The sequence below is a fragment of the Microbulbifer maximicatervae (SeqCode) genome (assembly GCF_052467325.1).
This window is the reverse complement of sequence record NZ_CP174310.1, coordinates 2,084,761-2,110,601: the sequence shown is the minus strand read 5'-3', so window position 1 is coordinate 2,110,601 and position 25,841 is coordinate 2,084,761. Positions and strand designations below refer to the sequence as shown.

Genomic DNA, 25,841 nt, shown 5'->3' with positions numbered 1-25,841 from the left:
TATGCGCAGCCTGCCATTTATTATTTTTTTTACACTTCTCTCCTCCACCGTTTTTGCTCACGATAATCATCAAACTGCAGAAGAGGTCCGCCAGCTAAAGAAAGAGGTGATTAAGCTCCGTAAAGAGGTGCATGCTGATCATAAGCAGAGTGTTGGAGCTGAAAGTGTCCGTGATCTAGAGAAGGAGGTAGTTAGGTTGCGGAAAAATGTCCACCAACTACAGGATTTGATTCTTGAATTACAGGCGACTATCGAAGCTCAACCTCACATAGTGCAGTCGGCTCCGGTAGCGGAGCGCCCTAAGTGGGTTTGCTATATGAAGGATGCCAGAGCTGGCGGAATGCATGCAAATGGTTTTAGCCGTGTAGAGGCGAAAGGAAAACTGCTTGAAACCTGTACCCAGCGCGGTGGTATTTGCTTTGAGAGCGGAATCAAATGCTCTGAGTGAGGAAGCCATTTGATTCTGAGTCATAGGAGAGTGGCGGTTAAAAGAGATTGCCACTTTCCATTTATTTTAAACTTCTTTTCCTCACCCAATACCGTCAAAGTTAAGGCTGCTTGACTTTAAGAAGTGAGCGTCAAGCATCTTAAATAATGAGTTGCGCCCTTTTTGGTGCAGCTCTTCAGGGGAACCATGGACTTTATAGTATTCAGGGAATAATTGGGCGATATCTTCACTTGACCACTCTAGGTGAAACTGTAAGCCCAGCACTTTTTTGTCGAACAAAAAAGCTTGATGAGGGCATAAGTTGGACTCAGCCAGGCATCTTGCGCCCTCTGGGATAGCAAAGTAATAGCTATGTGCCTGGAATACCGTGTGTAAATTTAAATCCAGCTGAGTAGAAGATCTTATAGGTAGCCAGCCCATCTCTTCGTGGGGGAGTTGTTGTATCTCTGCACCTAATGCATAAGCAAGAATCTGTGCCCCTAGGCAGATGCCTAATATTGGAATAGGTTGTTCAATGCGGCTTTTTACCCAGGCAATTTCCTCGGCAAGCCAGGGCAGGTTTTTATGCTCGCAAACATCCATTAATCCGCCTAATAGAATAATGCCGCGAAAGCCGTTTTGAGGAAGTGGTGACTCCTGTGGTTTAATGATAGTAAGCGGTATTTGATTCTCTACAGCCCAGTCATAAATATACCCAGGGCCCTCTTTTTCTTCATGTTGAATAACCAGAATTGGCTTGCTCATTTATTGGAAATCCTGGCTTTCAAAATACAGCTCTTCTTTAAAGTGAATTCCCGCTGCAGTTAGATTCTCCGGCCAATTGCTCTCTGAGAGTGGATTGGTGCTGCCGCTGTAAATTTCATTGGGTTTAGCTTCGTTAGTATTAACTAACAGTACTTGGTCGAAGCTGGGGGTGGATCCAATTTTATGTACAAGCAAAGTGAAGTTTCTATGGGGTATTAGTTGATAATGCCCATTTTCTGTTCGGGAAAGGGGGGTATCCATTAGTCGAGAAGTCACTCGGAAAGTAACAGCCCGCAAAGCAAGTTTTCCACCTCGTTCAAAGTGCCCTGTAAATATTTGGGCGTTAAAAGTATTGATTTCTCCCTCGCGTAATTTGCGCAAAGAAAGCTTCTCCGGAAGTAGTGTGACCAACTCGTTTCGCTTGAGAAGATTTTGTACTTCTTCCTGGTCTTTGGTCTCCAACACCAAAATAACTTGATGGTTGTGTCTTCCGCCATGTAGCGGCATGTGAGTGGCAATGACTTGCCCATCGACGGTAAACATGGCCATTCCATGAGTTCCGATCGAATTGTCTTCCTGTGCTAACGATGGCTGGGCAGCGCACAAGCTTGTACTGATTATCAATGCTAAAAAGAGAAGAATATGTTTCATCGATTTTGTGTCGCTATAACCTTGGATACAGAGGATTCTAAGCGTACATTAGTGATCAATCGATTCTGAAATAGAGACAATTGATTCCATTATGGAAATAGAGGCACTTGAGAAGTTTCTCATTATTGCGGCGACGGAGAACCTGCAACGCTCTGCAGACAGGCTGGATACCAGCCCGGGTGCATTGAGTAAAACCCTGAAGCGCCTGGAGACTGAGCTGGGTACTCGACTGTTTGATCGAGTCGGCAAGCAACTGAAAATCAATGACGCAGGCCGCAGACTGCAAAGTCGGGCGGTTGAAATGGTGGCGATTGCCAGAAGGGTTCGCTCAGAGGTTGGTGAACTAGGGGGAAACCAGGAGTGCCGGATTGCTGCTCCAACCATGTTGCAACTGGCCTGGGGTGCGTTCATTCAGCGAAAATTCCTCGCCGAAGAAACCGCAGTACGGTTGTCATTTACCTCGGCCTATGAAGCCTTGGCATTGAAAATGTTATCCAGGGGGGAGGTGGACCTGGCCCTGATAACTGGGGCGGTGTTGGGGCAGGTTTCCTCCACGATGGAGGTTCTACCTTTGGGTTCACTCTCTATGTATATTGCCGCAGGACCTGATCACCCATTGATAGCGGAACCAGGCACGCAAGTGAAGGCTGCATTGTCAGATGTCCTGCAATACCCATTTGCCGCTCCGAGAATTTCTCCTTTCTGTGGTGAAGAGCGGGGGATAGGTAGCGATGGTTGGCCAGAAATAAATTATCCTCGTAAGGTGCAGGTCGTTGTAAATGACTATGGAGTTCTTTGCCAACTTGTACTAAATAGTGGGCTACTCGCTTTTTTACCTGAATCTCTCATAACTGAAATGGGTGGGGTGATCGTTAGGGTGGAGGATGGCCCTGTAAAATCTAGAGAAGAACTCTTTGTTGCGGGAAGGAAAGCGGACACCACTTGGTTAAGTAAATTCCCAGCTTGGGTTTAGTGCTTGGAGTTGAGCCAGTTAGGCCAGCTTCCATAGTGGGTGATATCGTTTGCCCCCTGGATGCCCCAGCTTTCACAAATAAATCCTGTCTCCCAGCTTCCATTGGCCAGCTCAACTTTTCCTATTCCAACTGGAGCGGGTATTGCAGCAACAAAACTGCCGAAATATTCAGCTGGTAACTGCCATATTTCTACCCGGATGGCTTGTCCTCCTCCGGATTCATCGCGAACCAGAGCGGGGCGCTCCCCCTCGGGGAGAACATAGAGTCGGTATTGGTGACTGGTTGTTGTTTCCTGAAATAACTGTCCTCCCCGCTCAGTGAGCTGCCAGTTGAGAGGTTGCCCTTCGAGATGTGCACCACATACTACAATTTTGATCAGCTTGTCCGCTGTAGCCAATTGGCAAGAGCTGCTGTCTTGGTTGGATATCTCTCCTGGACGTTTTCCTGTAGCAGCCAATGGGAGATTGCAGGTCTGGTGTAAACCATTAGCAAAACTCAGTAGGGACATATCGCAATATTTCTGGCTAAACAAAGTAACTCCCCAGCTAATTCCGGAACTAAGAAAGCCAACGGGCACTGCGGTCGCAGAATAGTCCAATAAGTTCATAAAATTTGTGTAAGTTCCGAGAATGGAGTTTCTTTGAATGGGTTGTTCGGCTATTTCGTGGCGGGTGTAGACAGTCGGTATAGTTGGAATAATGATAAAATCGATATTTTCCAGTGTTTTATCACAAATTCTCTTTAGTGCTTTTAAGCGATATTGTCCCAAGAAAGCATCAGCGGCAGTTTTTGTTTCGGCGGAGTTAATAATCTTCCGGATTACCTCTAGCATAGATGCCGGTTTTACGCCTTGAGTTGCAATCCAGCGCTCGGCTACCCAAGGACCTTCGTACAATAGCTTTGCGGCTTCTATAAAAGGGTTAAAGTCTACAGTTACAGCCTGTCCGCCCAGCGCTTTTAATTGTTTGATAGATTGATTAAAGAGTGCCTGGGTTTCCTTGTTCCCTTGAAAATCGAGTTGCTCAGGTATACCAAAAGAAAAGCTTACTTTCTTATTAGAGAAATTTTCCTGGAAATACCGCAGCCTATTGAAAAATGGGGTGGTACGACTATAGATATCAGCCGAATCAAATTTCGCAGTAATATCAAGTAGCTTGGCGGCATCTCGACAGCTTAGAGCGAATATTGATACACAGTCGAGACTCTTACAGGCCGGGACAACCCCTGTAGTGCTCAGCAGTCCCCGAGTGGGTTTGTGGCCTATTAAATTATTGAGTGCTGCAGGTACCCGCCCGGAGCCAGCAGTATCAGTTCCCAAAGCAAAACTGACTTGCCCAAGTGCTGTGGCAATAGCTGATCCCGCACTACTCCCGCCAGAAATATACTCCTGGTTAAAAGAGTTTTTACCTTCTCCGTAAGGGGAGCGAACACCTACTAGGCCGGTGGCGAATTGATCGAGATTGGTTTTGCCGAGCGGCACGGCTCCTGATTTAATCAATAGCTTTACAACAAATGCGCTTTCGCGAGGGGTATAGCTAAAGTCTGGGCAGGCTGCTGTTGTGGGCACTCCAGCAAGATCAATATTATCCTTGATAGCAAAGGGCACTCCGTATAAAGGTAGATCGATGGGCCTTACTCGGTCCAATGTTTCTAGATAGGGCTCTAGCTCTTCTCTGGTTAATAAGGTGATCCAAGCGTTATAGTTGGCTTGCTGCTGTGCTTGTTTTAATAGGCTCGTAATGAGTTCACGCGGTGTTGTAATACCTTTCGAGTAGGTGTTTCTTAGATGGTCTAGCGTTAAATCGTGGGCCATAAAAGGGTTCCGAGAATAACTTCAACTAGGGAGCCTCTGAATAACTCCGTGATACCTCTGGCATGCAGAGCGGTTCACAATCAAGGCGCGGCTTCGCAGGAATGTCTAGACCTTTCAAGAAGTCGCAACGCGGAGTGTGAATCGCTCTGCACGCCCCGAAGGGCGGGCCTTGAAGGCCACAGCTGCTGCGTTGCAGCTCTTGCAAAGGGCTACGGCCATTCGCGGCGAGCTGCGCCTAACATCTGCAGCCTTCAAGACCCGCAGAGGCATTACGGAGTTATTCAGAGGCTTCCTAGATACCGGACTGTTATTTATTTCGATGTTTGTATTACTAAGATTATATTTTTTCAAGAATTATCATCTCACTGTAAACCGCATAACTTTAGATTTAGCAAATACATAATTAGTTTGATGCCCTCTCTGGTGGACAGGGTGTCCCTGCTGCAATCCAGCCTTTCATTGCTTCAATGAACTTGTCGTGGGGGATATTTACCGGCTGACGGCTGTCACCGGGGTGCCAGCCCCACAATACCAGTGGGCTGGTACTAACAAACTCCAGTTGACTGGTTGGTGCTCGCCCGCCGTTGTCCTGGGGAGTGGTTAGAAGTTTGCAGATTTGAGCTGAGGATTTTTGTGACCAGTTCAACTCAATAGGTGCCATGACCCACCCCGGAGCTCCAGGTGCACCGGTAACAGGGTTGTTTTTATTTGAATGGCAGTTATTGCAACGCATGGTACCTGCCCCCATATTATCTGGACCACGCTCCACCCTGGGAACATGGGGAGACCCTTCATTTATAAGCGGCATCTCCAGCTGGTGGCAATTGAGGCAGCGTGGGTGCAGAAGGACCTCTACGATAGTTTCCCAGTCCTGGTGCCCTGGAGTACTAGTGGCCTCCTCTTGCTGGGATGAACCTCGATGTTGATCGCAACCGGTTAACGTGAGGAGTGCTATGGCACACAAAGCCAATAGGGGGCGAAAGAGAGCTGTGTCTGGCCGCATTTTCATTCGGCTTGCCTTTAAGTTCGATTTTCACTCTCAAACATAATTGGGCCTGAGGACTAGTGATAGTTTCGAGATTGATTGCCGCGTCAAAAGATAGACCTGGCGGGTTCAGCTCTATTGAGCTGTGACCAGCAATTCATGCTTGGGGGTTAAGGCGCCGTAGTACGTGGTATGATAGGCGCGTTTTACTTGTTTGATTCTTATATAGCGGGCGCGACTTTTAGCGTCTAGGAGAGTGTATGTCCTGGTTAGGGGCGGGATTAGGTGCAGGCTTTGGTTTTATGTTTGGCGGCCCAATTGGTGCGGCATTGGGAGCCTGGATCGGCAGTTCATTTGGTTCCAGTTTGCAGCAGCGCCTCGGGAAGGCTGCTTCGGCCCTGAGCAGGGATGGAGCCCAGACAATCTTCATCGTGACTCTATTTTCGATGTTGGCGAAAATGGCCAAGGCAGATGGCCTGGTTTCTAAAGCTGAAGTGGAGTTTATAGAGGGGTTTATTAGAAACAACCTCCGTCTGGGCACTGAAGAGCGCAAGCATGCAATCCGTATTTTTGAAAATGCCAAGACTGATAAGTACAGCATTTACGATTACGCAAAACAGTATCGCCAACTGGTTCGCGATCAAGCAATGCGGGAAATGGTGTATCGCCTATTATTTGCAGTTGCTTATGCCGATGGTGAATTACATAGCGCAGAAGAAGAGATTTTAAAACGCATCACTGTTGATCTAGGGTTGCATGAATCTTTATTTGCGGCAATGCAAAATGAGTTTGTGAACGGGGGGAGGAATACAGTTGCAAACCTGGAGCAGCATTACGCAGTGTTGGGTTGCACCCCGGAGACTAGCGATAAAGAACTTAAATTAGCTTATCGCCGAAAAGCAGCAGAGTATCATCCAGATAAAATTGCTTCCAAAGGGTTGCCTGAAGAGTTTATGCGTCACGCTGATGACCAGATGAAAAGTATTACTGTTGCCTATGAAGCGATTGTTGAGGCGAGAAAGCAACAGGCTAAGGTTGTCAGTTAGGTTCTGGAGAGCAGCCTTGCTGTATTGCAAATAAAGGAGTTGATAGATGAGTCTTGCTGAGACAATTAAAGATAAACTGACTGCGGAATTTTCACCTCAGCATATTGAAGTGCAATGTGAAAGTCATATGCACAATGTACCTGTTGGCTCTGAAATGCACTTTCGGGTCGTTTTGGTAAGTGAGGCGTTCAATTCTGCAAGGAAGGTACAGCGCCATCAAAAAGTCTATGCGGCTTTGTCTGAAGAAATGGCTGGCCCAATACATGCTCTGGCTCTGCACACTTACAGCCCGGAAGAGTGGGAGGGACAGGCCCCCCAGAGTCCTGAGTGCCAGGGTGGTGGAAAAAAGTCGTAATTTAGAGCTTTATTTAAAACAATTCAGACAGGTTCCAGTTCTGGGGCCTGTCGCGTTTTTCATGTAAATAGCCATCCAAAGATTTTCAGTTTCTTTTTGCGTCACGAAAGCCCTCATAAATTCTTACTGGTTGATAAGAATCAGTAGTGAATTGGCGTCTATTTTTTGTTTATAAATTTAGATCTCTTCATACCGCTCTTGCTCTGGTGGCAGCTAGAATTCCAAGAGGCGCCTATCCATTTTAAAAATCATACTTTGTTCGGGAAAACTAAACGCCAAAAAACGGTTTAAGTGCCAGAAAACAATAAATACTTTTTTACACGCCAACATTTGTTTGTTTTTTCTACACCTGTTACTTCGTGCGACTAGACTGACCATTGATTGGGCTGATTGCTGTTTGATCTGCTGAATATCAATGGAGTTACCACAAATGAAGATGACGCGTATTCTGATCCCCGTTATGACGCCCCTCGCCTTAGCAATCTCTAGTGTCGCTTCGGCAGGACCGGCTGGCTATGCCCCTCCCCCACCAAAGACCCAGGAGTTTAAGGTTCGAATTGGTGGGGCCTATATCTCGCCCAATTCGGACAATGTCACATTTGCTGACAGATGGCTCGAAGGGCCAGATGATTTTATTGACGATTGGGGTGCATTCCGCTCCAACGTTGATCCCAGTGATGAGTGGGGCTGGTTTATCAATGTAGAGTGGCGGGCTACCGACCATATGAGTGTATCCCTGAGTTACACCGAGGGTGACCGCCATACAGGAGGAGATAATAGGCCCTGGCTACGTCGCTTTAACCCGGACTTTGACGAGTTCCATCGCCGCCGCGATTTCGCTAGGTGGAAGCCTCAGATCACGGCCGCCTATCTGAATTATTATCCGTTAGACCCCAGCTGCATGGTTCAGCCTTATATGGGAGTAGGTATCAACTATACCGACTTTACCGATGAGCGTCTGAGACATTGGGGTTGGTGGGATTACGATGATGATAATGAAGTATTCCGTCCTTGGGATGGTCGTGTAAATCTGGGTGACAACTGGGGATACACTTGGCAAATTGGTGTCGACTTTAATTTCGGTCATGATAGTAGCTGGCTGATTAACCTTGCCGCTATTTACTATGATGTAGATACCGATATTGAGGTGGATGCCTTCTGGTTCGATACCAATGATGATAATGAGTTCTATCGTCACAGATTTGGTGGTGATTATCTCTTTGACCCCTGGTCATTCAATATTGGTGTAGGCTACAAGTTTGATTTCCATTGGTAATCAGGCGCGCAGCCAAAAAAGGGCGCTTCGGCGCCCTTTTTATTTAATACTGGAGTGACCGCAATGGAGTCTACTAAATACTTTTTTGGGGTGGAGCTGAATTGTCGATTACAAGTGACGTTTATATTGATCGCAGTTGTAATCTTTGAATTTTTCTCTTAGCTTACGGATTTTGTCTTTCCACTTTTCCATTTGCTCCCCTGATCCACCATCTTTTCTTTCTTCCCGAAAGTGCTCAATTTTTTGTTGCCATTTTTTACATTTCTTAAAAGATGCATCTTGCTGTGCTGCTGCCGGGATGGCAGCTGTGAGTGCGGCAATAAGAATGATAGTCAGACTAGTGGTTTTCATAATAATTATTCCAGGCATTGCTGGATAAATGATCTCACTCTGTTTGCACAAAGTAAATCTAACTGATCTTAAAAAACTAACTTATTTGATTTCTTGTGAGCTGTTTAAGACGTTTTAAGCACGGAAGTGATATTTGGAGTGGGAGAGGGTAAGGGCTCCTTGGGGAGTGTTTAGGGGCTAGCTCCAGTGGTCTGTGGCAGTTAGCGGCTGCAATTTAATGATAAAAAGGCCCGTCAAGTTACGGGCACTTCTTATAATGACTTACTTCGGTGATTACTGATTTGAAGGAAAACTGAACTGAATGCCTTCCCTTACGCCACTGGCAGGCCAGCGCTGGGTAATGGTTTTGCGCTTAGTGTAAAAACGCACTGAATCGGGGCCGTAGGCGTGGAGGTCGCCAAACAGTGAACGCTTCCAGCCACCGAAACTGTGATGTGCTACCGGTACCGGCAGAGGTACGTTGATACCGACCATTCCAACTTTAATATTGTCGCTGAAATAGCGTGCGGCCTCACCGTCGCGAGTAAATAGACAGGTGCCGTTACCGTATTCATGAGCATCGATAATATCCATGGCCTCCTGCATGGTTTCGACACGCATCACACAGAGTACCGGGCCAAATATCTCCCCACTATGAATCGACATTTCCGGAGTGACTCGATCGAACAGACAGGCGCCCAGGTAATTACCATTTTCAAAACCGGAAACGGTTTGGTTGCGCCCATCTACAGCCAACTCGGCACCCTCTTCGATACCAGCGGCAATATAACTCTCCACTTTTTGTAAGTGTTGCCGGGTTACCAATGGCCCCATATCGCTTTGGCTGTCCATACCATCGCCGATTTTCAGATCAGCAATTTGTACTTTGAGCTTCTCAATAAGGGCGTCGGCGGTTTCATTACCTACCGCTACAGCGACAGAGATGGCCATACAGCGTTCACCACAGGAACCATAGGCTGCGCCCATTAGAGCAGCGGCAGCGTTGTCCAGGTCGGCATCGGGCATGATGATCGCATGGTTCTTGGCACCGCCAAACGCCTGCACTCTTTTTCCATGAGCGGTACCTGTGGTGTAGACATACTCTGCGATCGGAGTCGATCCCACAAAGCTCACCGCTTGGATACGTTTATCAGTGAGGAGTGTATCGACAGCCTCTTTACCGCCGTTAACCACATTCAGTACCCCTGTAGGGATGCCGGCTTCTATACCCAGCTCCGCGATAAACAGTGCGGAGGAGGGGGTGCGTTCGGAGGGTTTTAGTACAAAGGTATTGCCGCAGGCAATTGCCATGGGCCACATCCACAGGGGGACCATAGCGGGGAAGTTAAAGGGGGTTATGCCGGCACAAACACCCAGCGGTTGGAATTCGCTCCAGGAGTCTATTGCCGGCCCGACATTTTTACTGTGCTCGCCCTTTAGCATTTCCGGAGTAGAGCAAACGTACTCGATATTCTCGATGCCCCGCTGTAATTCCCCCATCGCATCGTCGAGGACCTTGCCGTGCTCCAGGGTAATCAGTTCACAGATCTTTGCGGCGTTCTCCTGCAGCAGGTCTCGCAGGCGGTACATAATTCGTACTCGCTTGGCCGTCGGAAGGTTTCGCCAAGCGGGGAAGGCTGCTTCAGCTGCGCTAATGGCCTCTTCAACAGTCGCTTTAGAGGCTAGCGAAACCTGGGCGATCACTTCGTTGGTGGAGGGGTTGGTGACCTCTTGGAGTTCGGAGTTACCTGCGGCACCGGTGTCATTAACCATGTTGCCATTAATCAGGTGGCCGATTACTTTCATAGTTCTCTCTCAGTCGGGTTTATCAATTATTGTTCTACTGCTTTGCCCCTTTGTAACACAGCTCTGTGTTTTGGGGAAAAACTCCCGACTGTTCGGAGTTATTCGTGTTTGGGAAAATCCCTGAGAACCGCCAAAAATGCATCGCCGAACCGTTCGAGCTTACTGTCTCCAACGCCGGAGACCGCTAATAGCTCGCTGCGTGTTTGTGGGTGGGCTTGTACCATGCCGCGCAGGGTCGCATCGTGGAAGACGACATAAGGCGGCACGCCGCGCTCTTCTGCCAACTGTTTGCGACAGTTGCGCAGGGCTTCCCAAAGGACCTGGTTTTCTGGGCTGAGATCATCCAGGCTGCGACTGTCACGGCTCTGCGAGCGCGCTGCTTTCGGGGGAAGCTTGCGCAGGTTGAGAGTCTCCTCTCGGCGCAGCAGCGGGCGACAAATTTCAGTGAGCCTCAGCCCTTGGAACTCACCTTCTACCTCTAAGTAACCGCGAACAATCAACTGCCGCACCATCGCCCGCCATTCGGCTGTGCTCAGGTCTTTGCCGATGCCATGAGTGGAGAGCTGGTCGTGCTCAAATTTGCGGACTTTCTCGTTCTCGGAGCCGCGCAGTACATCGATCACGTGGCTGGCGCCAAAGCGCTGTCCGGTGCGATAGACACAGGAGAGTAGTTTTACCGCTGCCTCACTGGCATCCCAGGTGGCCGGTGGCTCCAGGCAGGTATCACAGTTGCCGCAGGGGTTGTCCAGTGGTTCCGCAAAATAGTCCAGCAGGGCCTGGCGGCGGCAGCTGGTGATTTCACACAGCCCGAGCATGGCATTCAAGCGGCTGCGTTCCTGTCGCTTGTGCTCTTCGCTGCCCTCTGAGGACTCCACCATCTGGCCGATCTTTACCACATCCTCGAGACCGTAGAGGAGTAAAGCAACTGAGGCCCCACCATCGCGGCCTGCACGGCCCGTTTCCTGGTAGTAGGCTTCGATACTCTTGGGCAGGTCCATGTGAACAACGAAACGCACATCCGGTTTATCGATCCCCATACCAAATGCAATGGTGGCGACAACAATGACGCCCTCTTCACGAAGGAAGCGGCGCTGGTGCTCGGCGCGGGTCTCGGCGGGTAGCCCGGCGTGATAGGGTAGGGCAGTGAAGCCCTGCTGGCTCAACCACTCCGCAGTGTTCTCCACTTTGGCTCGGGACAGGCAGTAAATAACCCCGGCGTTGCCCTGATGTCCGTTCTGTAAGAATTGCAGCAGCTGGCGGCGCTGGTTGTCCTTGGGCTCAATGCGGTACTGGATATTGGGGCGGTCGAAGCTGCTGACGAAGTGGCGGGCCTCTTCCAAGTCCAAGCGGTGAGCAATTTCTGCACGGGTGCGCTTGTCTGCTGTCGCTGTCAGGGCAATACGGGGCACCCGGGGGAATTGCTCGTGCAGGCAGTTGAGTTGCAGATAGTCGGCGCGAAAGTCGTGCCCCCACTGGGAAACACAGTGGGCTTCATCAATGGCAAACAGCGACAGTTCAACCCGTTGCAGTAATGACAGGGTTCGTGGCTGTAGCAACCGCTCCGGGGCTAGATAGAGGAGATCCAGCTCACCGTGTAATAGCTGGCTTTCGATTGCCTGGATTTCGTCGTAGGCCACTGATGAATTCAAGTAAGCGGCGCGGATGCCGGCTTCCTGAAGAGCTTCTACCTGGTCCTGCATCAGGGCAATCAGGGGAGAGATAACAACTCCACACCCGGGGCGCGCCAGGGCGGGAATCTGGTAGCACAGGGATTTACCACCGCCGGTGGGCATTAATACCAGGGCATCATTGCCGGCTACCAGTGTGTCGATAACCGCTTTTTGAGGATCGCGGAAATCGGTATAGCCAAAAACGTGTTCGAGAATATGCTGTGGGGAATTCATGGGCGGGGAGTATACCTTGTGGCTCGACCGTGCGCGGTATGTTTATTGATGAGTATGCCGCTGAAATTGAATGAAATTGACGGCTTTACGCCTGTGACATAATTCGCGGGTTATAATCCTACGCCATCACAGCGGCAAGCTAAGGATAGGGCTATGCGCACATTGATTTTGTCAACTGTGTTGTCGTTGACGGTTCCTGCCGGACTTCTGGGGTGCACCTCCACTTCCCCTCATAATTTGGTTCAATCTGTTGTTGCTGACACCCACCTGGGGTGGCAGTCAGCACCGGAAAACCAATTGGCATTTTCCCTGGCGACTGCATCGGGTGTTGCCCAGGTTGAGCTGCAGCCTTTACCGGAAGAGTTTACGGTGGTCACTCTTGAATTGCCCGGTATGCAAAAAGTTGAAAATGTTCAGTGGGAAAATGAAGAAGGGAAATTCACTACGCTGTATGACGGCGAGGCGAGTTTGGAGGGCGTCAGCCTACAGAGCAGGGGGCATGGCTATCGCTTGCAGCTGCAGTTGTCTGCGATGGACTATATCAGGGATGGGGGTGTGCTGACCGTTACAGATCAGCGTTAGAAACTCTAGTGGTGCTCTCAAAGCCCAGTCCCGCAGGGCGAATCAAATAGAGCTGTTTCCAGTACTTTCCAGTTACCCAGAGCCCATTTTTGGCTTTGTCCCAGGCGATCCCATTGGCTACAGTATCTGGATGGTTCTTGCCGGCGGGATTGAGGTCACTTAGATCGATAATGCCGCGCACTTGGCCACTTTCCGGATCTATGGCAATAATCCGTTTCTCTTGCCAGATATTTGCCCAAATCAGGCCCTGGGCAAATTCTAATTCATTAAGCCTGGACCAATTTTCACCTCCGCCTTGAACTTTGAGATGCCGGATCACCTCAAAAGTATCGGGATCGCGGAAAACCAGTTCGCCACTGCCATTACTCATGATTAGCTGCTGGCCGTTACTGGTGAGGCCCCAGCCTTCACCTTGATAGTGCATGACCTTCAGATGTTGGAGCTTGTCTGCGTGGTAAATATGGACTTCTCCTGCCTTATAGGTCAGCAGGTAGAGTTTATTGTTGAGAACTGTGAGCCCTTCGGCGAAACGGTTCCTAGCCAGCCATTTGCGTCTTACGGGATTGGCTCCAGGGTCGGTATACTCGGCGAGCCAGGAGCGGCGGTAGCGACCACTGCTCTCCCACCAGCGTTGACCATCGTAGAAAAGCCCCTGGGTGAAATGGTCCCCTCCACGCTGGCGCTCTTCCAGGATGGAAAAAGGGATTGTCTGGAGTTGTGTCTCTGCAGCTGCACTTTGCGGCCACAGGGCGTAAAGCAATAACAGTATCCAGCTGTTCACGAGAAGTCGGTTCATTAATAGCCTATGACCAGAATTAAAACTTTTATCACTTTGACGCTGCTGGGTGGACTTGCAGTAGTGCTGCCTATAGCTATCTTTGCCCTGCTGTTTCAGTGGCTGTTCGGTCAAGTTAGTGATCTTGTAGCCCCCGCTGTGGTGTGGCTTGAGGCGCATACAGAGTTTAAGGATACCCTTGCCAGGCTTGTGGTGATAGCCCTGATCCTTGGTGGTTGTTTCGCGATTGGTTTGTTGGTGAAAACCAGTATTGGCAGCTGGTTGCACCGCCATGTGGATCACTGGTTGGGGCGCCTGGCGCCGGGTTACAGCACCATCAAAGATGTGGTGATCCAGTTTATTGGTGGCGGTGGTGAAGGTGTGTTGGCGGGGCCGGTAGCCAAGGTCCGCATTCATGGCATTGATAATCCGCTCACTGTCACCGCAATTGTCACTTCTCAACACCCCAATGGAGATATGACCGTCTATGTGCCCACAGCGCCGGTACCCACCTCCGGGTTTGTGTTTCACGTACCGGCAGAGTGCGTAGAAATACTGCCCGGCGTGAGTGTTGAGGCGGCGATGAAGACGATCGTCTCCTGTGGTTCCGGTAGTGCCAACTTGCTGTCTTCAGAGAAGAAGGAGACTGGAGTCCCCTCTACTTGATATCCCGGTTTCTCCCCAGATCGCGAATGGCAAAGCGAGCCGGGTGCAGTGCTTTGGCCAGGGTTGCGCTGACCGGAAGGGGCTCGTTGAGCATCCAGGCAGTCAGTACCTCGGCTGTTAGTGGTGCGTAGGTAAAGCCACGGGAACCCAGGCCACCCATTACATAGAGACCTTGCTGGTAGTCAGCCCGCTCGGGGACGTACTGCTTGCGGTTCTTGCGCAGTGCGACAAAGGTAGCGTTGATAGAGTCCCAGATGGGTAGGGGGCCGGCTAAGGGTAGGTAGTCGGGGGTCGCTGCGCGCAAAGCCGCTCGGCCAGAGAGAGACTGTTGTGAGAACTCATCTGCTATTTGCGGCAGTAGCTCTGCCAGGGTTTGTAGATTCTCGCTGTGCTCGCTAACCCGGAGGTCAGTAGCGGTCTCCTTAAGCTTAAAAGTGGCCCCAAAGCTCTGACGCCCTTGGTAGGCAGGAGTGATATAACCCTCACCGCACAGAGCCATTTGTAACTGCGAAGAATTTTCAGTGGCGATAGCCCTGGATACCTGCCCGCGAATTGGCTTCAGGGGGAGGGCCGCCGCAGGGGCAAATTGGCGAATGTCATTGGCACCGCACAGAACTACCGCATCAAATTGAAAGTCACTGCGGTCTGTTTTTACTGACCAACCGCTCTCTTCTCGCTCTAATTCTTTTACCAAGCTGTTGCTGTGCAGGGTGATATTTGGATGCTGCAATAAAGTGGCGCAGACTTTGCGCGGTTCAATCCACCCGGCGTGAGGAAAGTGCAGTCCACCCACGGGTAGGTCGACGCCGGCCAGGGAGCTGGCCGCTCGAGCATCGACAGGTTCAGCCAATAGCTGCCCATCGCTCTCCGCCAGTGTGGCGGCAACCTGACTCTGTAATTGCTGTTCCCGCTCAGTTTGCGCCAATTGAAGCAGACCGCTGAAGTGGCTCACTTTAGAGCAGCGGCTGCGATAGTAGCGCTGGGCAAACATCAAAGCGTGGAGATTGAAGTCTCCGTTGGGGCCGGGCTTGGGAGATAACTTGGCGTATAGAATTCCCTGGTCATTCCCAGAGCCGCCAGAGCCGGGTTCCTCACCCTGTTCAAATACCTGAACATCGATGCCGCGCTCTGCCAGTGCCCGGGCAATAGTGGCACTGGCTATTCCCGCGCCGACAATAGCGACGGTTTTAGGAGGCTTGCTTTCCTGGTGAGGCAGGTGCCACGGAGTTTCTCTGGTTTCGCTCACTTGTGGGCTCTCCAGAGTGCCACACAGCATCTCTCTTTTGCGCCCGAAGCCGGGAACCTTGCGCAGGGAAAAACCGGCATCGCGGAGTCCGCGTTTAACCAGCCCGGCACAGGTAAAGGTGGCGAAAGTGGCGCTGGGACTGCTCAGAGCGGCCATGTTGTTAAACAGCTCTGGTGTCCACATATCCGGGTTCTTGGCTGGGGCAAAACCGTCCAGGAACCAAGCATCTACCTGGTGATCGCTGTCCCTTTGCAGGCGCAAGCTGTTCAGGGCCTCACTTGCCTCCCCGATAATCAGGGTCAGGCTGATTGGACCAAAGTGCAGTCGGTGAATACCGGCGGCCAGCAGGGGAGGGTAGCTATCAATCAAAGGCTGGGCGAACGGGGCCAGTTGTGGCCAGAGATCCAGTGCCCGGCGCAGGTCGTTGGGACGCAGCGGGAACTTCTCGACCGAAATAAAGTGCAAGCGAGCACTTTCCGGGGCCGTTTTCTGCCAAAGCTCCGCAGCGGCGAGAAAGTTCAGGCCGGTGCCGAAACCCGTCTCGGCGATGGTAAAGGTGCCGTTCTCCGCGAGCTGTTGCCAGCGTTCAGCCAGGGCATTTTGCTGCAGGAAAACGTAGCGAGTTTCCTCCAGGCCGGAGGCGCTGGAAAAATAGATGTCGTCGTAGGCGCGAGACAGCGGTTGGCCGTCTTCACGCCATTCAATTTCTGCGTGCTTCTTGTCCGGTTCGCTCACAATAAGACTTCCGTCAGCCCCCATCCTGCAAGCCAAACTCACGCATTACCTGGTCGCACCAGCGCTGGATACGCTCATCGCTCAGATCGAATTCGTTCTCCTCATCCAGGGCCAGCCCGACAAACTGGCTGCCATCGGCGGTTAGCCCCTTGGACTCTTCAAACTCGTAACCTTCTGCGGACCAATAGCCCACTGCACGGGCACCGCAGGCGAGGAGCTGTGAATGCAAATAGCCCAAGGCGTCCTGGAACCACTGGGGGTAGCCTTCCTGATCACCCAGACCAAACAGCGCGACCTTTTTCTCGTGCAGGTCCAGCGCGGCCAAGTCGTCCCAGATATTTTCCCAGTCCTCTTGCAGTTCGCCGTAGTCCCAGGTGGGAATGCCGAACAAAAGGAAGTCGTAGTCTTCGGCGAGGCCAATATCCGCCTCTGCGATATTGTGGATATCAATCCATTGAGGACCGATACACTGGCGGATCTTCTCCGCAGCCATTTCGGTATAGCAAGTGCTGGAACCGTAAAAGAGTCCGATTGGGGCTTGGGAACTTTGCATAACAGGTGAACTTCTTACTGCTGGGACACGGCGCCACTAAAATCCAATTGTCGCCAAGCCTCGTAGATAACAATGGCGGCGGCATTGGACAGGTTGATACTGCGGCTCTCGGCACGCATGGGGATACGCAAAGTGTTTTCGGCCCCTACTGCTTGCAGGAACTCTGCGGGTAGCCCCCGGGTCTCCGGGCCAAACACAATGGCGTCATCCGCCTGGAATTCGATCGCGGTATGGCTTTTGCTTCCCTTGGTGGAGAGCGCCAGCACCCTGGCGGGTTGTTCGCTATCGATAAAGGTCTGCCAGTCCTTGTGGCGCACCACGCGACTGTACTCGCTGTAGTCGAGGCCGGCGCGACGCAGGCGTTTGTCATCCATATCGAAACCCAAGGGCTCGATAAGGTGCAGCTCTGCCCCGGTATTGGCACAAAGTCGAATAATATTGCCGGTATTTGGCGCTATTTCAGGTTGGTATAGAACAATCTTGAACATGAGGTGGCGTTTGCGCTGGAGAGACTTCTAGCTAGACCGGACAGCAGTGCCCGGCCCTGTACGGCTGCGGATTATTCCACAATTAGATGGGGGTGGCGATCTCCTCGCAATCGATCTCGACCCCAAGTTCATTGGCAATCTGGTCCAGATCGTCACGCAAGCCGTCGAGATCTATGTCTTCGGCCACACTGATAGTGCACTCGGCATTAAACAGGGGCTCACCGCTCCAGGGAGTGCTGCCGTAAGTGGTTTCCAGGTGCTCCATATTGATATGGTGGGCGGTAAGGGCGCGCGAGATCTCGCGGACTATGCCGGGACGGTCGTTGCCAACCAGTTTCAGCGTCAGCGTTTGCTGGGGTTTGGCGGACACTGCAATGGCATCTTCAATAACCAGGTTGTAGCCTGCGTTTGCCAGGGCTGATAACGCCTCTTTAAGTGTCTCACTTTTATCTGCGGGCACCGCCACCCGCAGGATTCCGGCAAACTTCCCAGCGAAGTGGGCCATATGGCTGTCTTCCCAGTTGCCGCCGTTATCTGCGATAACTGCTGAAAGCTTTTCCACGACACCGGGCTTGTCATCAGAGATCATGGAGATAACGAGATGCTGTTGCATATAGGGTTCCTTTGCTTCACGAGAGACGTTGAGCTGACATTGTAATAGGATCTTGTCGAATAACTCTATCGGCCAATCTCAAAAGCGTTATTTTGAAACCAATATCCAAGTACTTTAATGAGGGACTGTTGATGAACGTGATTGCGGACTTATGTGTGATCCCTATCGGCGTTGGTGTTTCCGTCAGTAAATACGTTGCTGAGTGTGAACGGGTGCTGGAAGAGGCGGGGCTTTCCTATCGCCTGCACGCATACGGTACCAATATCGAGGGGGACTGGGATAAGGTGATGGCGGCAGTTAAAGAGTGCCACGAGCGAGTGCATCAAATGGGCGCCGACCGAATCAGCTCCAGCCTGAAATTGGGAACTCGTATTGACCGCGAGCAATCTATGCAGGATAAGGGAGCCTCTGAACAGCTCCGTGATACCTCTGGCATGCAGAGCGGTTCACAGTCAAGGCGCGGCTTCGCAGGAATGTCTAGACCTTTCAAGAAGTCGCAACGCGGAGTGTGAATCGCTCTGCAAGCCCCGAAGGGCGGGCCTTGAAGGCCACACCTGCTGCGTTGCAGCTCTTGCAAAGGACTGAGCCATTCGCGGCGAGCTGCGCCTAACACCTGCAGCCTTCAAGACCCGCAGAGGTATTACGGAGCTATTCAGCGGCTCCCAAGATCGACAGTGTGCAAACGAAGTTGGACCAACGATAACAACACAGGAAAAACTATGACGAGCAATTTTAAGAAATCCCTGGTGGCCCTGGCCGGTGCCCTGGCTTTGGCGGGCACAGCCCAGGCCGCAGATTTCTCTGCTGCCATTAAGGGGGATCATCGTAACAAGGATTATGTCGCCCGCGATCAGTACCGCAACCCAGCGGAGACCCTGGAGTTTATGGGGATCGAGCCGGATATGACGGTAGTGGAAATTACCCCGGGCGGCGGTTGGTATACCGAAATTCTCGGGCCCTACCTGAGCAAGAAGGGGACCCTATACGCGGCGCACTTCCCTGAGAATAGTGAGTCCGACTACTTCAAGCGCTCGCTGAAGAACTTCAAAGCAAAGCTGGCTGCTAACGATAAGGCTTACAAGAAAGTAATTGTGACTGAGTTTGCCCCGCAAACCGGTCGCGAGATTGCTCCGGCAGGCAGTGCCGATGCCGTAGTAACTTTCCGCAACGTGCACAACTGGATGTATCGTGATTATGCCGATGAAGCTTTTGCCAGCTTTTTTGCCGCGCTGAAGCCCGGTGGTGTTCTGGGGATCGTTGAGCACCGTGCCAAGCCAGGTACCAGCCTGGAAGATATGGTGAAAAGTGGTTATGTCACCCAGGAGTATGTTATCGACCTGGCTAAAAAAGCGGGCTTTGAGTTCGAAGAGGCCAGCGAGGTAAATGCGAACCCCAAAGACACTGCTGACCACCCCAAAGGCGTATGGACCTTACCACCGGTAATGCGCTTGGGTGAAGAGGACCGTGAAAAGTATCTCGCTATCGGCGAGAGCGATCGTATGACCCTGCGCTTCCGCAAACCCAAGTCCTGATCGTTTTACAATATTCTGGGGGTGGCTATGGCTGCTCCCAGCCTACCTGAATTAGTCGCTGTATGATTATTCCCTTCGAACAACTAGATGCCGATACCCTGCAAAGTCTACTGGAAGAGTACGCCACTCGCGAGGGCACCGAATACGGTGAGCGTGAAGTGGAACTGGTGGACAAAGTTGCCAGCCTGCGCCGCCAGCTGCAATCCGGCCAAGTGGTGATCTGGTTTGAGCCCGGTGAAGAAACTGTAAACCTGGTCCTGGCCGAGGACCTGCCCCCCGATGTCTGAATGGTTAATCGATAGCCCGAGTGAGCCCCGTGCGCGCTTTCTATTTTCCCATGGCGCCGGGGCACCGATGGACAGTGAGTTTATGCAGTTCTTGGCGCAGGGGTTGTGTGAGCAGGGTGTGGAAGTTGTCCGTTTTGAGTTTCCCTATATGGCGCAGCGGCGCACCGGGGGAAGTAAGCGGCCACCCAATACCATGCCCCAGCTACAAGAGTCTTTCCGCGAGCAAATCGTCCAGCTAGGCCCCGAGTTGCCCCTGTTTATCGGTGGTAAGTCCATGGGCGGGCGCGTGGCGAGTCTATTGGCGGATGAATACTGGGGGCAGAAGGCGATTGCCGGTGCTGTATGCCTGGGATATCCGTTTCACCCCCAGGGCAAGCCGGAAAAGCTGCGTACCGAGCACTTGGTGGATATTCACTGCCAGACCTTGGTGATACAGGGAGATCGGGACCCATTAGGCAGCCGGGCTGAGGTAGAAGGTTACGGTTTGGCGAACACCATTGAGGTCGAGTGGCTGGAAGATGGCGATCACGACTTTAAACCCCGTCGCGCCAGCGGTTTTAACCAGCTTCAGCATTGGCAATCCGCAGTAGAGTTGGCTGCCCAGTTTATGCTGCGATCTCCAGGACAGTAATGCGCTCTTCCCGCACCATCAGTGGGTTGAGTAGATTCATCTGTGCGCGGCGCTCCTGGCTGGTATACCAGTGTTGCCAATGGAGCTCAGATTGCCATTTGGAGAGTGTAAAGCGCCGCAAGGGATCGCCCTTCTCGATATAGGTCTGCCCCTCAATAAAGCCTACGGTGCGGTAGGCGCAAGTGAGGATTTTGCGGGCGGCCTCTTCATAGCTGCCCTGCATTTCTGCCGCAATTTCCCGTTCTATCAACACATAGATCATTGTCAGCCCGAATTGCGTAAGTCCTATGAGGATTTTAGTGCGGGCGCAGGGGAATTACCGCGCGGCCCTCATGCCTCTGGAGATGACGACGGCGGTAAAATTGCGCACAATGATACCTATGAAGTCAGATCACACCTTAGATGCCCGTGGCCTCCTGTGCCCGGAACCCGTCATGATGCTGCATTCAGCGGTGCGTAATGTCGCCGATGGTGAAGTGTTGAAAATGGTTGCTACCGACCCCTCCACTCAGCGGGATGTGCCCAAGTTCTGCCAATTTCTTGGATATGAGCTGGTACAGCACGCAGAGGAAAATGACGAATTTGTCTACTGGATTAAAAAAGCGGAATAGCGGGTCGCGGTTGCTCCAGCCCCCATGCCATTGGCGGGGGCTGGCACACTCCTGAATATTAAGACCCAACAGTCCCTAGGGGGCTGTCACCAGGGCTGCGATAGCGGCCAGGGCTTCGGGGTCCTCGGATTTAATTTTGTTAGCGATATGGTGTTGGAAAAAGTACCGGAATCCCTCGCTCTCCTGCGCGGGGTACAGGCAGTGATCCCCCGGTAAAACCGGAGTGGTTTCAACAATATCGTGGTCTATCAGCATGCCGTGAATCTCCCCGTCGGCGTGCAACCTCCAGCTGACGACCTCAATCAGTGTCAGGTTCTCGCGCTGTTCATCCATAAACACAGCGTGGGTGCCGATGGTGTCGGGGATCTCCTGGAGTACTTCCTCAGCTTTATTGCTCTCGTATTCAAAGTATTCCGCCGCAGTCTCCAGCTCGACGATCTTGTGAATGGGGGGCTGATGGAAGATTTCCTCGATGCCGGGGTCATAGTAGCCCTCAAAGCGTCCGTCGAGAGGGTCCTTGATGTCGGGACAGGCCACTATGGTGTTTAACCAGGGAACGAGGCCTACGACCTCGCCATTTGCTTTGAGACCCCAGCATAAAACTTTCAGGCTATATAGATCTGTGCCGCTGGAGTTGTTGGAGTAGAGCATTTCCAAGCCGTCTAGCTCCGGCGAAAGACGAATAAAGCGCCTGTCCGCAGAAGTTTCGATGGGCTCGCCGGTGAAGAGGTCAACCACATTGTTGATGCTGTGGTCTGTCATGGAACACCTCCTTGCAGGGCCGGTTGTATACCGTCTCCACGTCAGATGAAGGTGCGACAGCGAAATGCCCTACCTCTGAAGGAAGACTGGGGCAGGAGGGTGTTTGATTGCTTTAATTCCCTCCTCGGGGAGACGCTAGAAGGACACGCCCTCTGCGGCATCCCTGTTCCTAAAGGTATATGTTGATTTGCCGAAATACAACCAGCGCCTTTTGCGCCCCGCAAGCGCCTGCACTTTGATCGGGGCGCAGGCGTTGATATAGTCCCCGCCTTTGAGGTATCCCGGAGAACGCCTTGCCTGTTGCAACCGCAGAAATGGCTTCTGTTCCTACGAAACTGCCAATGGCTGATCGTATCATCAGAGTCTTCGATCACTGTTTTTCAGACCCAAATGGGCTCAATACCCGACTTCGCGGGGGCTTCTGCGAGCCCTATTACCGGCCCAGGGGGGAAGGTCAAACCTACCACCAGGTAGAGTTCACCCTGGACTATGCCGCCAGCGCTTTGCATGAAGTGGCGCACTGGTGTGTCGCCGGAGAGGCCCGGCGGCAGTTGCCAGATTACGGTTACTGGTATGCGCCGGATGGTCGCAGTGCCGACCAGCAGGCTGAGTTCGAGCAGGTAGAGGTCAAGCCACAGGCCCTTGAATGGATCTTTGCACGGGCTTGCGGACTCAAGTTCCGCGTGAGCGCCGACAATCTGGAGAATGGATTGGGCGCCAGCGACCCGTTTAAAAAGGCCATCTGGCAGCAAGTTCTGGACTATTGTGATACCCGGCCCAACCCTCGGGCCTGTGCATTCGCCGAAGCCCTGATGAAGGAATTCGGTTGCCCCAATCCTTTTGATCGGGGCAGCTACCAATTGGCGGATCTCTCTTGAATAGTTATCTCATAGACGCATCGGTATATATTTTTCGCTACTACTTTGCGCTGCCGCCCAACTGGGAGAGTCGCAGTGGCTACTCCACTGAAGCCGTTTACGGCTTTACTAACTTCCTGTTGGATATGTTGGCGCGACAACCGGGCTATATTGCCTGCGCCTTCGACGAATCATTGGGAAGCTGTTTTCGTAATGAGATTTACCCGGACTATAAGTGCAGTCGTGCATTGCCCGATGAAGCCCTGGCTTTCCAGCTGGCGGCGTGCCGGGAAATGGCTGAGGTACTGGGTATTGCCAGCTTTTCCAGTGAGCGCTTCGAGGCCGATGACATACTGGCCACATTAACCCGGAAGCTGCACCGGCATAACCCAGTGGTCGTGAGCCGGGATAAGGATCTGGGGCAGCTGCTGGCTCGGGGCGCTGTATCCCTGTGGGATTTTGCCAACGACCGGCACCTGGATGGCGAAGGCGTACGGGAAAAGTTCGGTGTGCGCCCGGAGCAGATTCCCGACTATCTGGCCCTGGTGGGAGACACTAGCGATGATATTCCCGGGATACCCGGCGTTGGCCCAAAGACAGCGGCACGCCTGTTAGAGACATTCGACACTATAGAAATGTTGCTGGAGCAGCTCGATACCCTTGCCACAATGCCCATTCGCGGAGCCAAGGGTTTGGTGGCCCGGATAGAGGAATACGAAGAGCAGCTGCACCTCGCCAAGCGCCTGACCAGTCTTGAGGAGCGGGTTCCCCTGGATATAAAGCTGGCAGATTTGCGCCCACAGCCGGTAGATGTCTATCTGGCCCGCGCCCTGGCGGAGGAATTTGGTATCGGCGGCCTCAGCAAGAAGATTGAACGCACCTTAGCGGGTGTTGATGGAGAACTTACATGACGGATAGCGCTGCACAGAGTGCGGGATTAAAAATTGTCGCCGATGAGAATATTCCTGCGTTGGAGGCGTATTTCGGTGATCTGGGAACGCTGGAGCGCTACCACGGCCGCACCTTGAGCCGAGAACAATTAATTGATGCGGATATTTTGTTGGTGCGCTCGGTCACCCAGGTTGATCAAAGCCTGCTGGAGGGGACCCGGGTGCGCTTTGTTGGCAGCTGCACCATAGGCACTGATCACCTGGACACCCAGTGGTTGGAGCGCAATGAGATCTTCTGGAGCGCCGCGCCTGGCTGCAATGCCAACTCCGTGGTGCAGTATGTTTTCTGCACCCTGGCCGCACTGGAAATTGACTGGCATGGGCGCAGCTTCGGCATAGTGGGCTGCGGCAATGTGGGTGGATTATTGCAACAGCGCTTGCATGCCCTCGGGGTTTCCTGCGCAGTTTACGATCCCTGGCTACCGGAAAACCCGGATGCGAGTGAGCTGGCAAAGGTGCTGAGTCAGGATATTGTTTGCCTTCACGCACCGCTGGTTAAGGGCGGTACCTACCCCAGTTTCCATATGATTGGAGCAGAGCAGTTGCGCCAGCTTCGCGATGGCAGCGTACTGATTAGCGCTGGCCGGGGTGGGGTTGTTGACAACCGGGCACTGCTGGCGGAAATCCAGCGGGGCAAGCGTTTTACTTCCGTACTGGACGTATGGGAGAACGAACCGGATATCGATACTGAATTATTGCAGCATGTTGACCTGGGGACACCGCATATTGCCGGTTACAGCCTGGATGGGAAGCTGGCTGGCACCCGTATGATTCGCGAGGCCCTGTGCCGGGAATTGGGTATTGCACCTATGTCTGCGGAATGTCAGCCGGCTGTCACATCTAAAGAGATCGCGGGAGACTCAGCAGAAGAATTACTGTTGCAGATGTACAACCCCCGTGCGGATGATCGCCGCCTGCGCGCGGCGGCAGCAGGTGATGTGCCGATGGAGAAGGTTTTTGATTTGCTGCGTAAAGAGTACCCCGAGCGCCTGGAGTTCAGTCACTACAAAACTTCAGCCCAGACTTTGGGTGACGAAGAGAAGCGGCAACTGGAAGTGTTGGGGTTGGCGTGCAGTTAAGTAAACAAGTAAAAAAGCTTGGTTTAATTATTAACCCCTGGGCTGGCATTGGTGGCCCGGCGGGTCTCAAGGGGAGCGATGGTGCCGAAACGGTGCAACGCGCGCTGGACGCAGGTATTGAACCCCAGGCAAATCAGCGTGCGGCGCTGGCTCTTGAAGAGTTAAAACCCTATAAGGATGAGCTGGAAATCCTGTGCTTTGCCGGCGATATGGGGGCCAGTACAGCGCGTAAACTCGGTTTTTCTGTCTGTGAAGTGGGCGTGGCCGAGTGCTCGCCATCCTCCCCGGAAGATACAGAGCGTGCAGCAGCTACTATCCGCAACAATGGTGCAGACCTCATTGTTTTTATTGGCGGTGACGGCACTGCGAGAAATATCGTCAATGCCCTGGGAGATAATTTTCCGGTACTGGGTATTCCCGCCGGAGTGAAAATGCATTCCGCCTGTTTTGCGATTTCCCCTAAAGCGGGTGGCGAGGTTTTGCGCCGTCTGATGGCTGGTCAGCTGGTGGACCTCGCTGAGCGTGAAGTGCGGGATATTGATGAGCAGTCATTCCGCAGTGGGCGGGTAACCACGCGTTACTACGGCGAATTGCTGGTGCCCCAGGAAGGTCAGTTTTTACAGGCGGTAAAAAATGCCGGCCGCGAAGTGGAAGAGCTGGCAGTTGCGGATATCGCCGCAGAGATTACCGAAGACCTGGACCCGCAAACCCTGTATGTCGTTGGCCCAGGCTCTACTACATTGGCAATCCTCAGCGAGTTGGGCTGTGAGGGAACCCTGTTGGGGGTGGATTTATTACTGGATGGCCAGTTGTTGCAGTTGGATGTCAGTGCGCCGCAAATTGAACAGGCCATCGCTGATCACAGCGGGCCGGTAAAAATCATTCTCACCGCCATTGGTGGCCAGGGTCATTTAATTGGCCGGGGTAACCAACAATTGTCAGCCAATGTACTGCGGCGCGTTGGGCGCGATAATTTAATCGTGGTTGCGACTAAGACAAAAATTACGGAATTGCATGGGCGCCCGCTATTAATCGATAGCGGTAACCCCAAGCTTGATAAACGGTGGAGTGGTTTTATTCGAGTGGTTACCGGCTACCGGGATGCCATTCTTTATCCACTGAGTAACGGGGATATTCAATAA

The 25,841-nt window shown here is 52.3% G+C and carries 30 protein-coding genes; 16 read left to right on the top strand and 14 right to left on the bottom strand.

The window, feature by feature from the left end; all coding sequences use genetic code 11:
• Position 1 precedes the first annotated feature (1 nt).
• A complete protein-coding gene (locus ACJJIE_RS09620) occupies positions 2 to 448 on the top strand; it encodes a hypothetical protein (RefSeq protein ID WP_444894434.1) in 447 nt (148 codons plus the stop codon).
• An 81-nt stretch (positions 449 to 529) separates the two neighbouring features.
• Here the strand turns inward: ACJJIE_RS09620 and ACJJIE_RS09615 are convergent, their stop codons facing one another.
• Together ACJJIE_RS09615 and ACJJIE_RS09610 are read right to left on the bottom strand one after the other, a co-directional pair.
• Positions 530 to 1,192: a type 1 glutamine amidotransferase gene (locus ACJJIE_RS09615; protein ID WP_444894433.1), complete on the bottom strand. Its 663-nt coding sequence runs from the start codon at positions 1,190 to 1,192 to the stop codon at positions 530 to 532.
• Positions 1,193 to 1,741 (bottom strand): hypothetical protein, encoded by a 549-nt coding sequence (locus tag ACJJIE_RS09610; RefSeq protein WP_444894432.1) that lies wholly within the window; start codon positions 1,739 to 1,741, stop codon positions 1,193 to 1,195.
• Between the two features lie 193 nt (positions 1,742 to 1,934).
• On the opposite strand from ACJJIE_RS09610, the gene ACJJIE_RS09605 reads away from it, so the two are divergent.
• Positions 1,935 to 2,816, top strand: coding sequence for a LysR family transcriptional regulator (locus tag ACJJIE_RS09605; protein WP_444894431.1), 882 nt, complete (start codon positions 1,935 to 1,937; stop codon positions 2,814 to 2,816).
• On the opposite strand, the gene atzF is transcribed toward ACJJIE_RS09605, so the two are convergent.
• A complete protein-coding gene (atzF, locus tag ACJJIE_RS09600) occupies positions 2,813 to 4,630 on the bottom strand; it encodes an allophanate hydrolase (protein ID WP_444894430.1) in 1,818 nt (605 codons plus the stop codon). The genes ACJJIE_RS09605 and atzF overlap by 4 nt on opposite strands.
• 403 nt (positions 4,631 to 5,033) lie before the next feature.
• Complete coding sequence (locus ACJJIE_RS09595) at positions 5,034 to 5,639, bottom strand: hypothetical protein (RefSeq protein WP_444894429.1); 606 nt, start codon at positions 5,637 to 5,639, stop codon at positions 5,034 to 5,036.
• Between the two features lie 236 nt (positions 5,640 to 5,875).
• On the opposite strand from ACJJIE_RS09595, the gene djlA reads away from it, so the two are divergent.
• The 3 genes from djlA to ACJJIE_RS09580 all read left to right on the top strand — a co-directional run bounded on the left by djlA (position 5,876) and on the right by ACJJIE_RS09580 (position 8,292).
• Positions 5,876 to 6,661 (top strand): co-chaperone DjlA, encoded by a 786-nt coding sequence (djlA, locus tag ACJJIE_RS09590; protein ID WP_444894428.1) that lies wholly within the window; start codon positions 5,876 to 5,878, stop codon positions 6,659 to 6,661.
• A 46-nt stretch (positions 6,662 to 6,707) separates the two neighbouring features.
• The gene (locus ACJJIE_RS09585) at positions 6,708 to 7,016 is read left to right on the top strand and encodes a BolA family protein (protein ID WP_282933570.1); all 309 of its coding nucleotides are present in this window, start codon (positions 6,708 to 6,710) and stop codon (positions 7,014 to 7,016) included.
• A 430-nt stretch (positions 7,017 to 7,446) separates the two neighbouring features.
• Positions 7,447 to 8,292: an OmpW/AlkL family protein gene (locus ACJJIE_RS09580; RefSeq protein ID WP_282933569.1), complete on the top strand. Its 846-nt coding sequence runs from the start codon at positions 7,447 to 7,449 to the stop codon at positions 8,290 to 8,292.
• A gap of 108 nt (positions 8,293 to 8,400) precedes the next feature.
• Here ACJJIE_RS09580 and ACJJIE_RS09575 read toward each other — a convergent pair whose 3' ends face one another.
• The 3 genes from ACJJIE_RS09575 to recQ form a co-directional block, all read right to left on the bottom strand.
• A complete protein-coding gene (locus tag ACJJIE_RS09575; RefSeq protein WP_444894427.1) occupies positions 8,401 to 8,643 on the bottom strand; it encodes a hypothetical protein in 243 nt (80 codons plus the stop codon).
• A 273-nt stretch (positions 8,644 to 8,916) separates the two neighbouring features.
• Positions 8,917 to 10,428, bottom strand: coding sequence for a CoA-acylating methylmalonate-semialdehyde dehydrogenase (locus tag ACJJIE_RS09570; protein ID WP_444894426.1), 1,512 nt, complete (start codon positions 10,426 to 10,428; stop codon positions 8,917 to 8,919).
• 98 nt (positions 10,429 to 10,526) lie between these two features.
• A complete protein-coding gene (recQ, locus tag ACJJIE_RS09565) occupies positions 10,527 to 12,332 on the bottom strand; it encodes a DNA helicase RecQ (RefSeq protein WP_444894425.1) in 1,806 nt (601 codons plus the stop codon).
• 153 nt (positions 12,333 to 12,485) lie between these two features.
• On the opposite strand from recQ, the gene ACJJIE_RS09560 reads away from it, so the two are divergent.
• On the top strand, positions 12,486 to 12,914 hold the full coding sequence (locus ACJJIE_RS09560; protein WP_282933565.1) for a hypothetical protein: 429 nt from the start codon (positions 12,486 to 12,488) through the stop codon (positions 12,912 to 12,914).
• Here ACJJIE_RS09560 and ACJJIE_RS09555 read toward each other — a convergent pair.
• On the bottom strand, positions 12,898 to 13,710 hold the full coding sequence (locus ACJJIE_RS09555) for a glutaminyl-peptide cyclotransferase (protein WP_282933564.1): 813 nt from the start codon (positions 13,708 to 13,710) through the stop codon (positions 12,898 to 12,900). The genes ACJJIE_RS09560 and ACJJIE_RS09555 overlap by 17 nt on opposite strands.
• A gap of 9 nt (positions 13,711 to 13,719) precedes the next feature.
• Between ACJJIE_RS09555 and ACJJIE_RS09550 the strand changes: the two genes are divergently transcribed.
• Entirely contained in the window at positions 13,720 to 14,355 is a 636-nt protein-coding gene (locus tag ACJJIE_RS09550; RefSeq protein WP_444894424.1) for a DUF502 domain-containing protein, read from the top strand.
• Here ACJJIE_RS09550 and mnmC read toward each other — a convergent pair.
• The 4 genes from mnmC to ACJJIE_RS09530 form a co-directional block, all read right to left on the bottom strand.
• Entirely contained in the window at positions 14,348 to 16,336 is a 1,989-nt protein-coding gene (mnmC, locus tag ACJJIE_RS09545) for a bifunctional tRNA (5-methylaminomethyl-2-thiouridine)(34)-methyltransferase MnmC2/FAD-dependent 5-carboxymethylaminomethyl-2-thiouridine(34) oxidoreductase MnmC1 (RefSeq protein ID WP_444894423.1), read from the bottom strand. The genes ACJJIE_RS09550 and mnmC overlap by 8 nt on opposite strands.
• A 13-nt stretch (positions 16,337 to 16,349) precedes the next feature.
• The gene (gene fldB / locus ACJJIE_RS09540; RefSeq protein WP_444894422.1) at positions 16,350 to 16,889 is read right to left on the bottom strand and encodes a flavodoxin FldB; all 540 of its coding nucleotides are present in this window, start codon (positions 16,887 to 16,889) and stop codon (positions 16,350 to 16,352) included.
• A 14-nt stretch (positions 16,890 to 16,903) separates the two neighbouring features.
• On the bottom strand, positions 16,904 to 17,377 hold the full coding sequence (trmL, locus tag ACJJIE_RS09535; protein ID WP_108732553.1) for a tRNA (uridine(34)/cytosine(34)/5-carboxymethylaminomethyluridine(34)-2'-O)-methyltransferase TrmL: 474 nt from the start codon (positions 17,375 to 17,377) through the stop codon (positions 16,904 to 16,906).
• Between the two features lie 82 nt (positions 17,378 to 17,459).
• Complete coding sequence (locus ACJJIE_RS09530; protein WP_282933559.1) at positions 17,460 to 17,990, bottom strand: glycine cleavage system transcriptional repressor; 531 nt, start codon at positions 17,988 to 17,990, stop codon at positions 17,460 to 17,462.
• A 131-nt stretch (positions 17,991 to 18,121) separates the two neighbouring features.
• Between ACJJIE_RS09530 and ACJJIE_RS09525 the strand changes: the two genes are divergently transcribed.
• From ACJJIE_RS09525 to ACJJIE_RS09510, 4 genes are all read left to right on the top strand, one after another.
• Positions 18,122 to 18,502 (top strand): MTH1187 family thiamine-binding protein, encoded by a 381-nt coding sequence (locus ACJJIE_RS09525; RefSeq protein WP_444894421.1) that lies wholly within the window; start codon positions 18,122 to 18,124, stop codon positions 18,500 to 18,502.
• Between the two features lie 207 nt (positions 18,503 to 18,709).
• On the top strand, positions 18,710 to 19,522 hold the full coding sequence (locus tag ACJJIE_RS09520; protein WP_282933557.1) for a class I SAM-dependent methyltransferase: 813 nt from the start codon (positions 18,710 to 18,712) through the stop codon (positions 19,520 to 19,522).
• 62 nt (positions 19,523 to 19,584) lie between these two features.
• Positions 19,585 to 19,809, top strand: a complete 225-nt coding sequence (locus ACJJIE_RS09515; RefSeq protein WP_108732557.1) for a YheU family protein — start codon at positions 19,585 to 19,587, stop codon at positions 19,807 to 19,809.
• Entirely contained in the window at positions 19,802 to 20,440 is a 639-nt protein-coding gene (locus ACJJIE_RS09510) for an alpha/beta family hydrolase (protein WP_444894420.1), read from the top strand. Before ACJJIE_RS09515 ends, ACJJIE_RS09510 begins: the two co-directional genes overlap by 8 nt.
• Here the strand turns inward: ACJJIE_RS09510 and ACJJIE_RS09505 are convergent.
• A complete protein-coding gene (locus ACJJIE_RS09505; protein WP_444894419.1) occupies positions 20,415 to 20,702 on the bottom strand; it encodes an antibiotic biosynthesis monooxygenase family protein in 288 nt (95 codons plus the stop codon). The two genes, ACJJIE_RS09510 and ACJJIE_RS09505, sit on opposite strands and share 26 nt — an antisense overlap.
• A gap of 118 nt (positions 20,703 to 20,820) precedes the next feature.
• Between ACJJIE_RS09505 and tusA the strand changes: the two genes are divergently transcribed.
• Entirely contained in the window at positions 20,821 to 21,051 is a 231-nt protein-coding gene (gene tusA / locus ACJJIE_RS09500; protein ID WP_282933554.1) for a sulfurtransferase TusA, read from the top strand.
• A gap of 75 nt (positions 21,052 to 21,126) precedes the next feature.
• Here the strand turns inward: tusA and ACJJIE_RS09495 are convergent, their stop codons facing one another.
• A complete protein-coding gene (locus ACJJIE_RS09495; protein ID WP_108732560.1) occupies positions 21,127 to 21,813 on the bottom strand; it encodes a hypothetical protein in 687 nt (228 codons plus the stop codon).
• Positions 21,814 to 22,106: 293 nt separating this feature from the next.
• On the opposite strand from ACJJIE_RS09495, the gene ACJJIE_RS09490 reads away from it, so the two are divergent.
• From ACJJIE_RS09490 to ACJJIE_RS09475, 4 genes are read left to right on the top strand one after another with little or no spacing between them, the layout of a single operon-like run.
• Positions 22,107 to 22,691 (top strand): elongation factor P hydroxylase, encoded by a 585-nt coding sequence (locus ACJJIE_RS09490; RefSeq protein ID WP_444894418.1) that lies wholly within the window; start codon positions 22,107 to 22,109, stop codon positions 22,689 to 22,691.
• Positions 22,688 to 23,581: a 5'-3' exonuclease gene (locus ACJJIE_RS09485; RefSeq protein ID WP_444894417.1), complete on the top strand. Its 894-nt coding sequence runs from the start codon at positions 22,688 to 22,690 to the stop codon at positions 23,579 to 23,581. The genes ACJJIE_RS09490 and ACJJIE_RS09485 overlap by 4 nt, the downstream gene beginning before the upstream one ends.
• Positions 23,578 to 24,699 carry a 4-phosphoerythronate dehydrogenase gene (locus tag ACJJIE_RS09480; RefSeq protein ID WP_444894416.1) on the top strand — a complete coding sequence of 374 codons (1,122 nt, stop codon included), beginning with the start codon at positions 23,578 to 23,580 and terminating at the stop codon, positions 24,697 to 24,699. The genes ACJJIE_RS09485 and ACJJIE_RS09480 overlap by 4 nt, the downstream gene beginning before the upstream one ends.
• Entirely contained in the window at positions 24,690 to 25,841 is a 1,152-nt protein-coding gene (locus ACJJIE_RS09475; RefSeq protein WP_444894415.1) for an ATP-NAD kinase family protein, read from the top strand. Before ACJJIE_RS09480 ends, ACJJIE_RS09475 begins: the two co-directional genes overlap by 10 nt.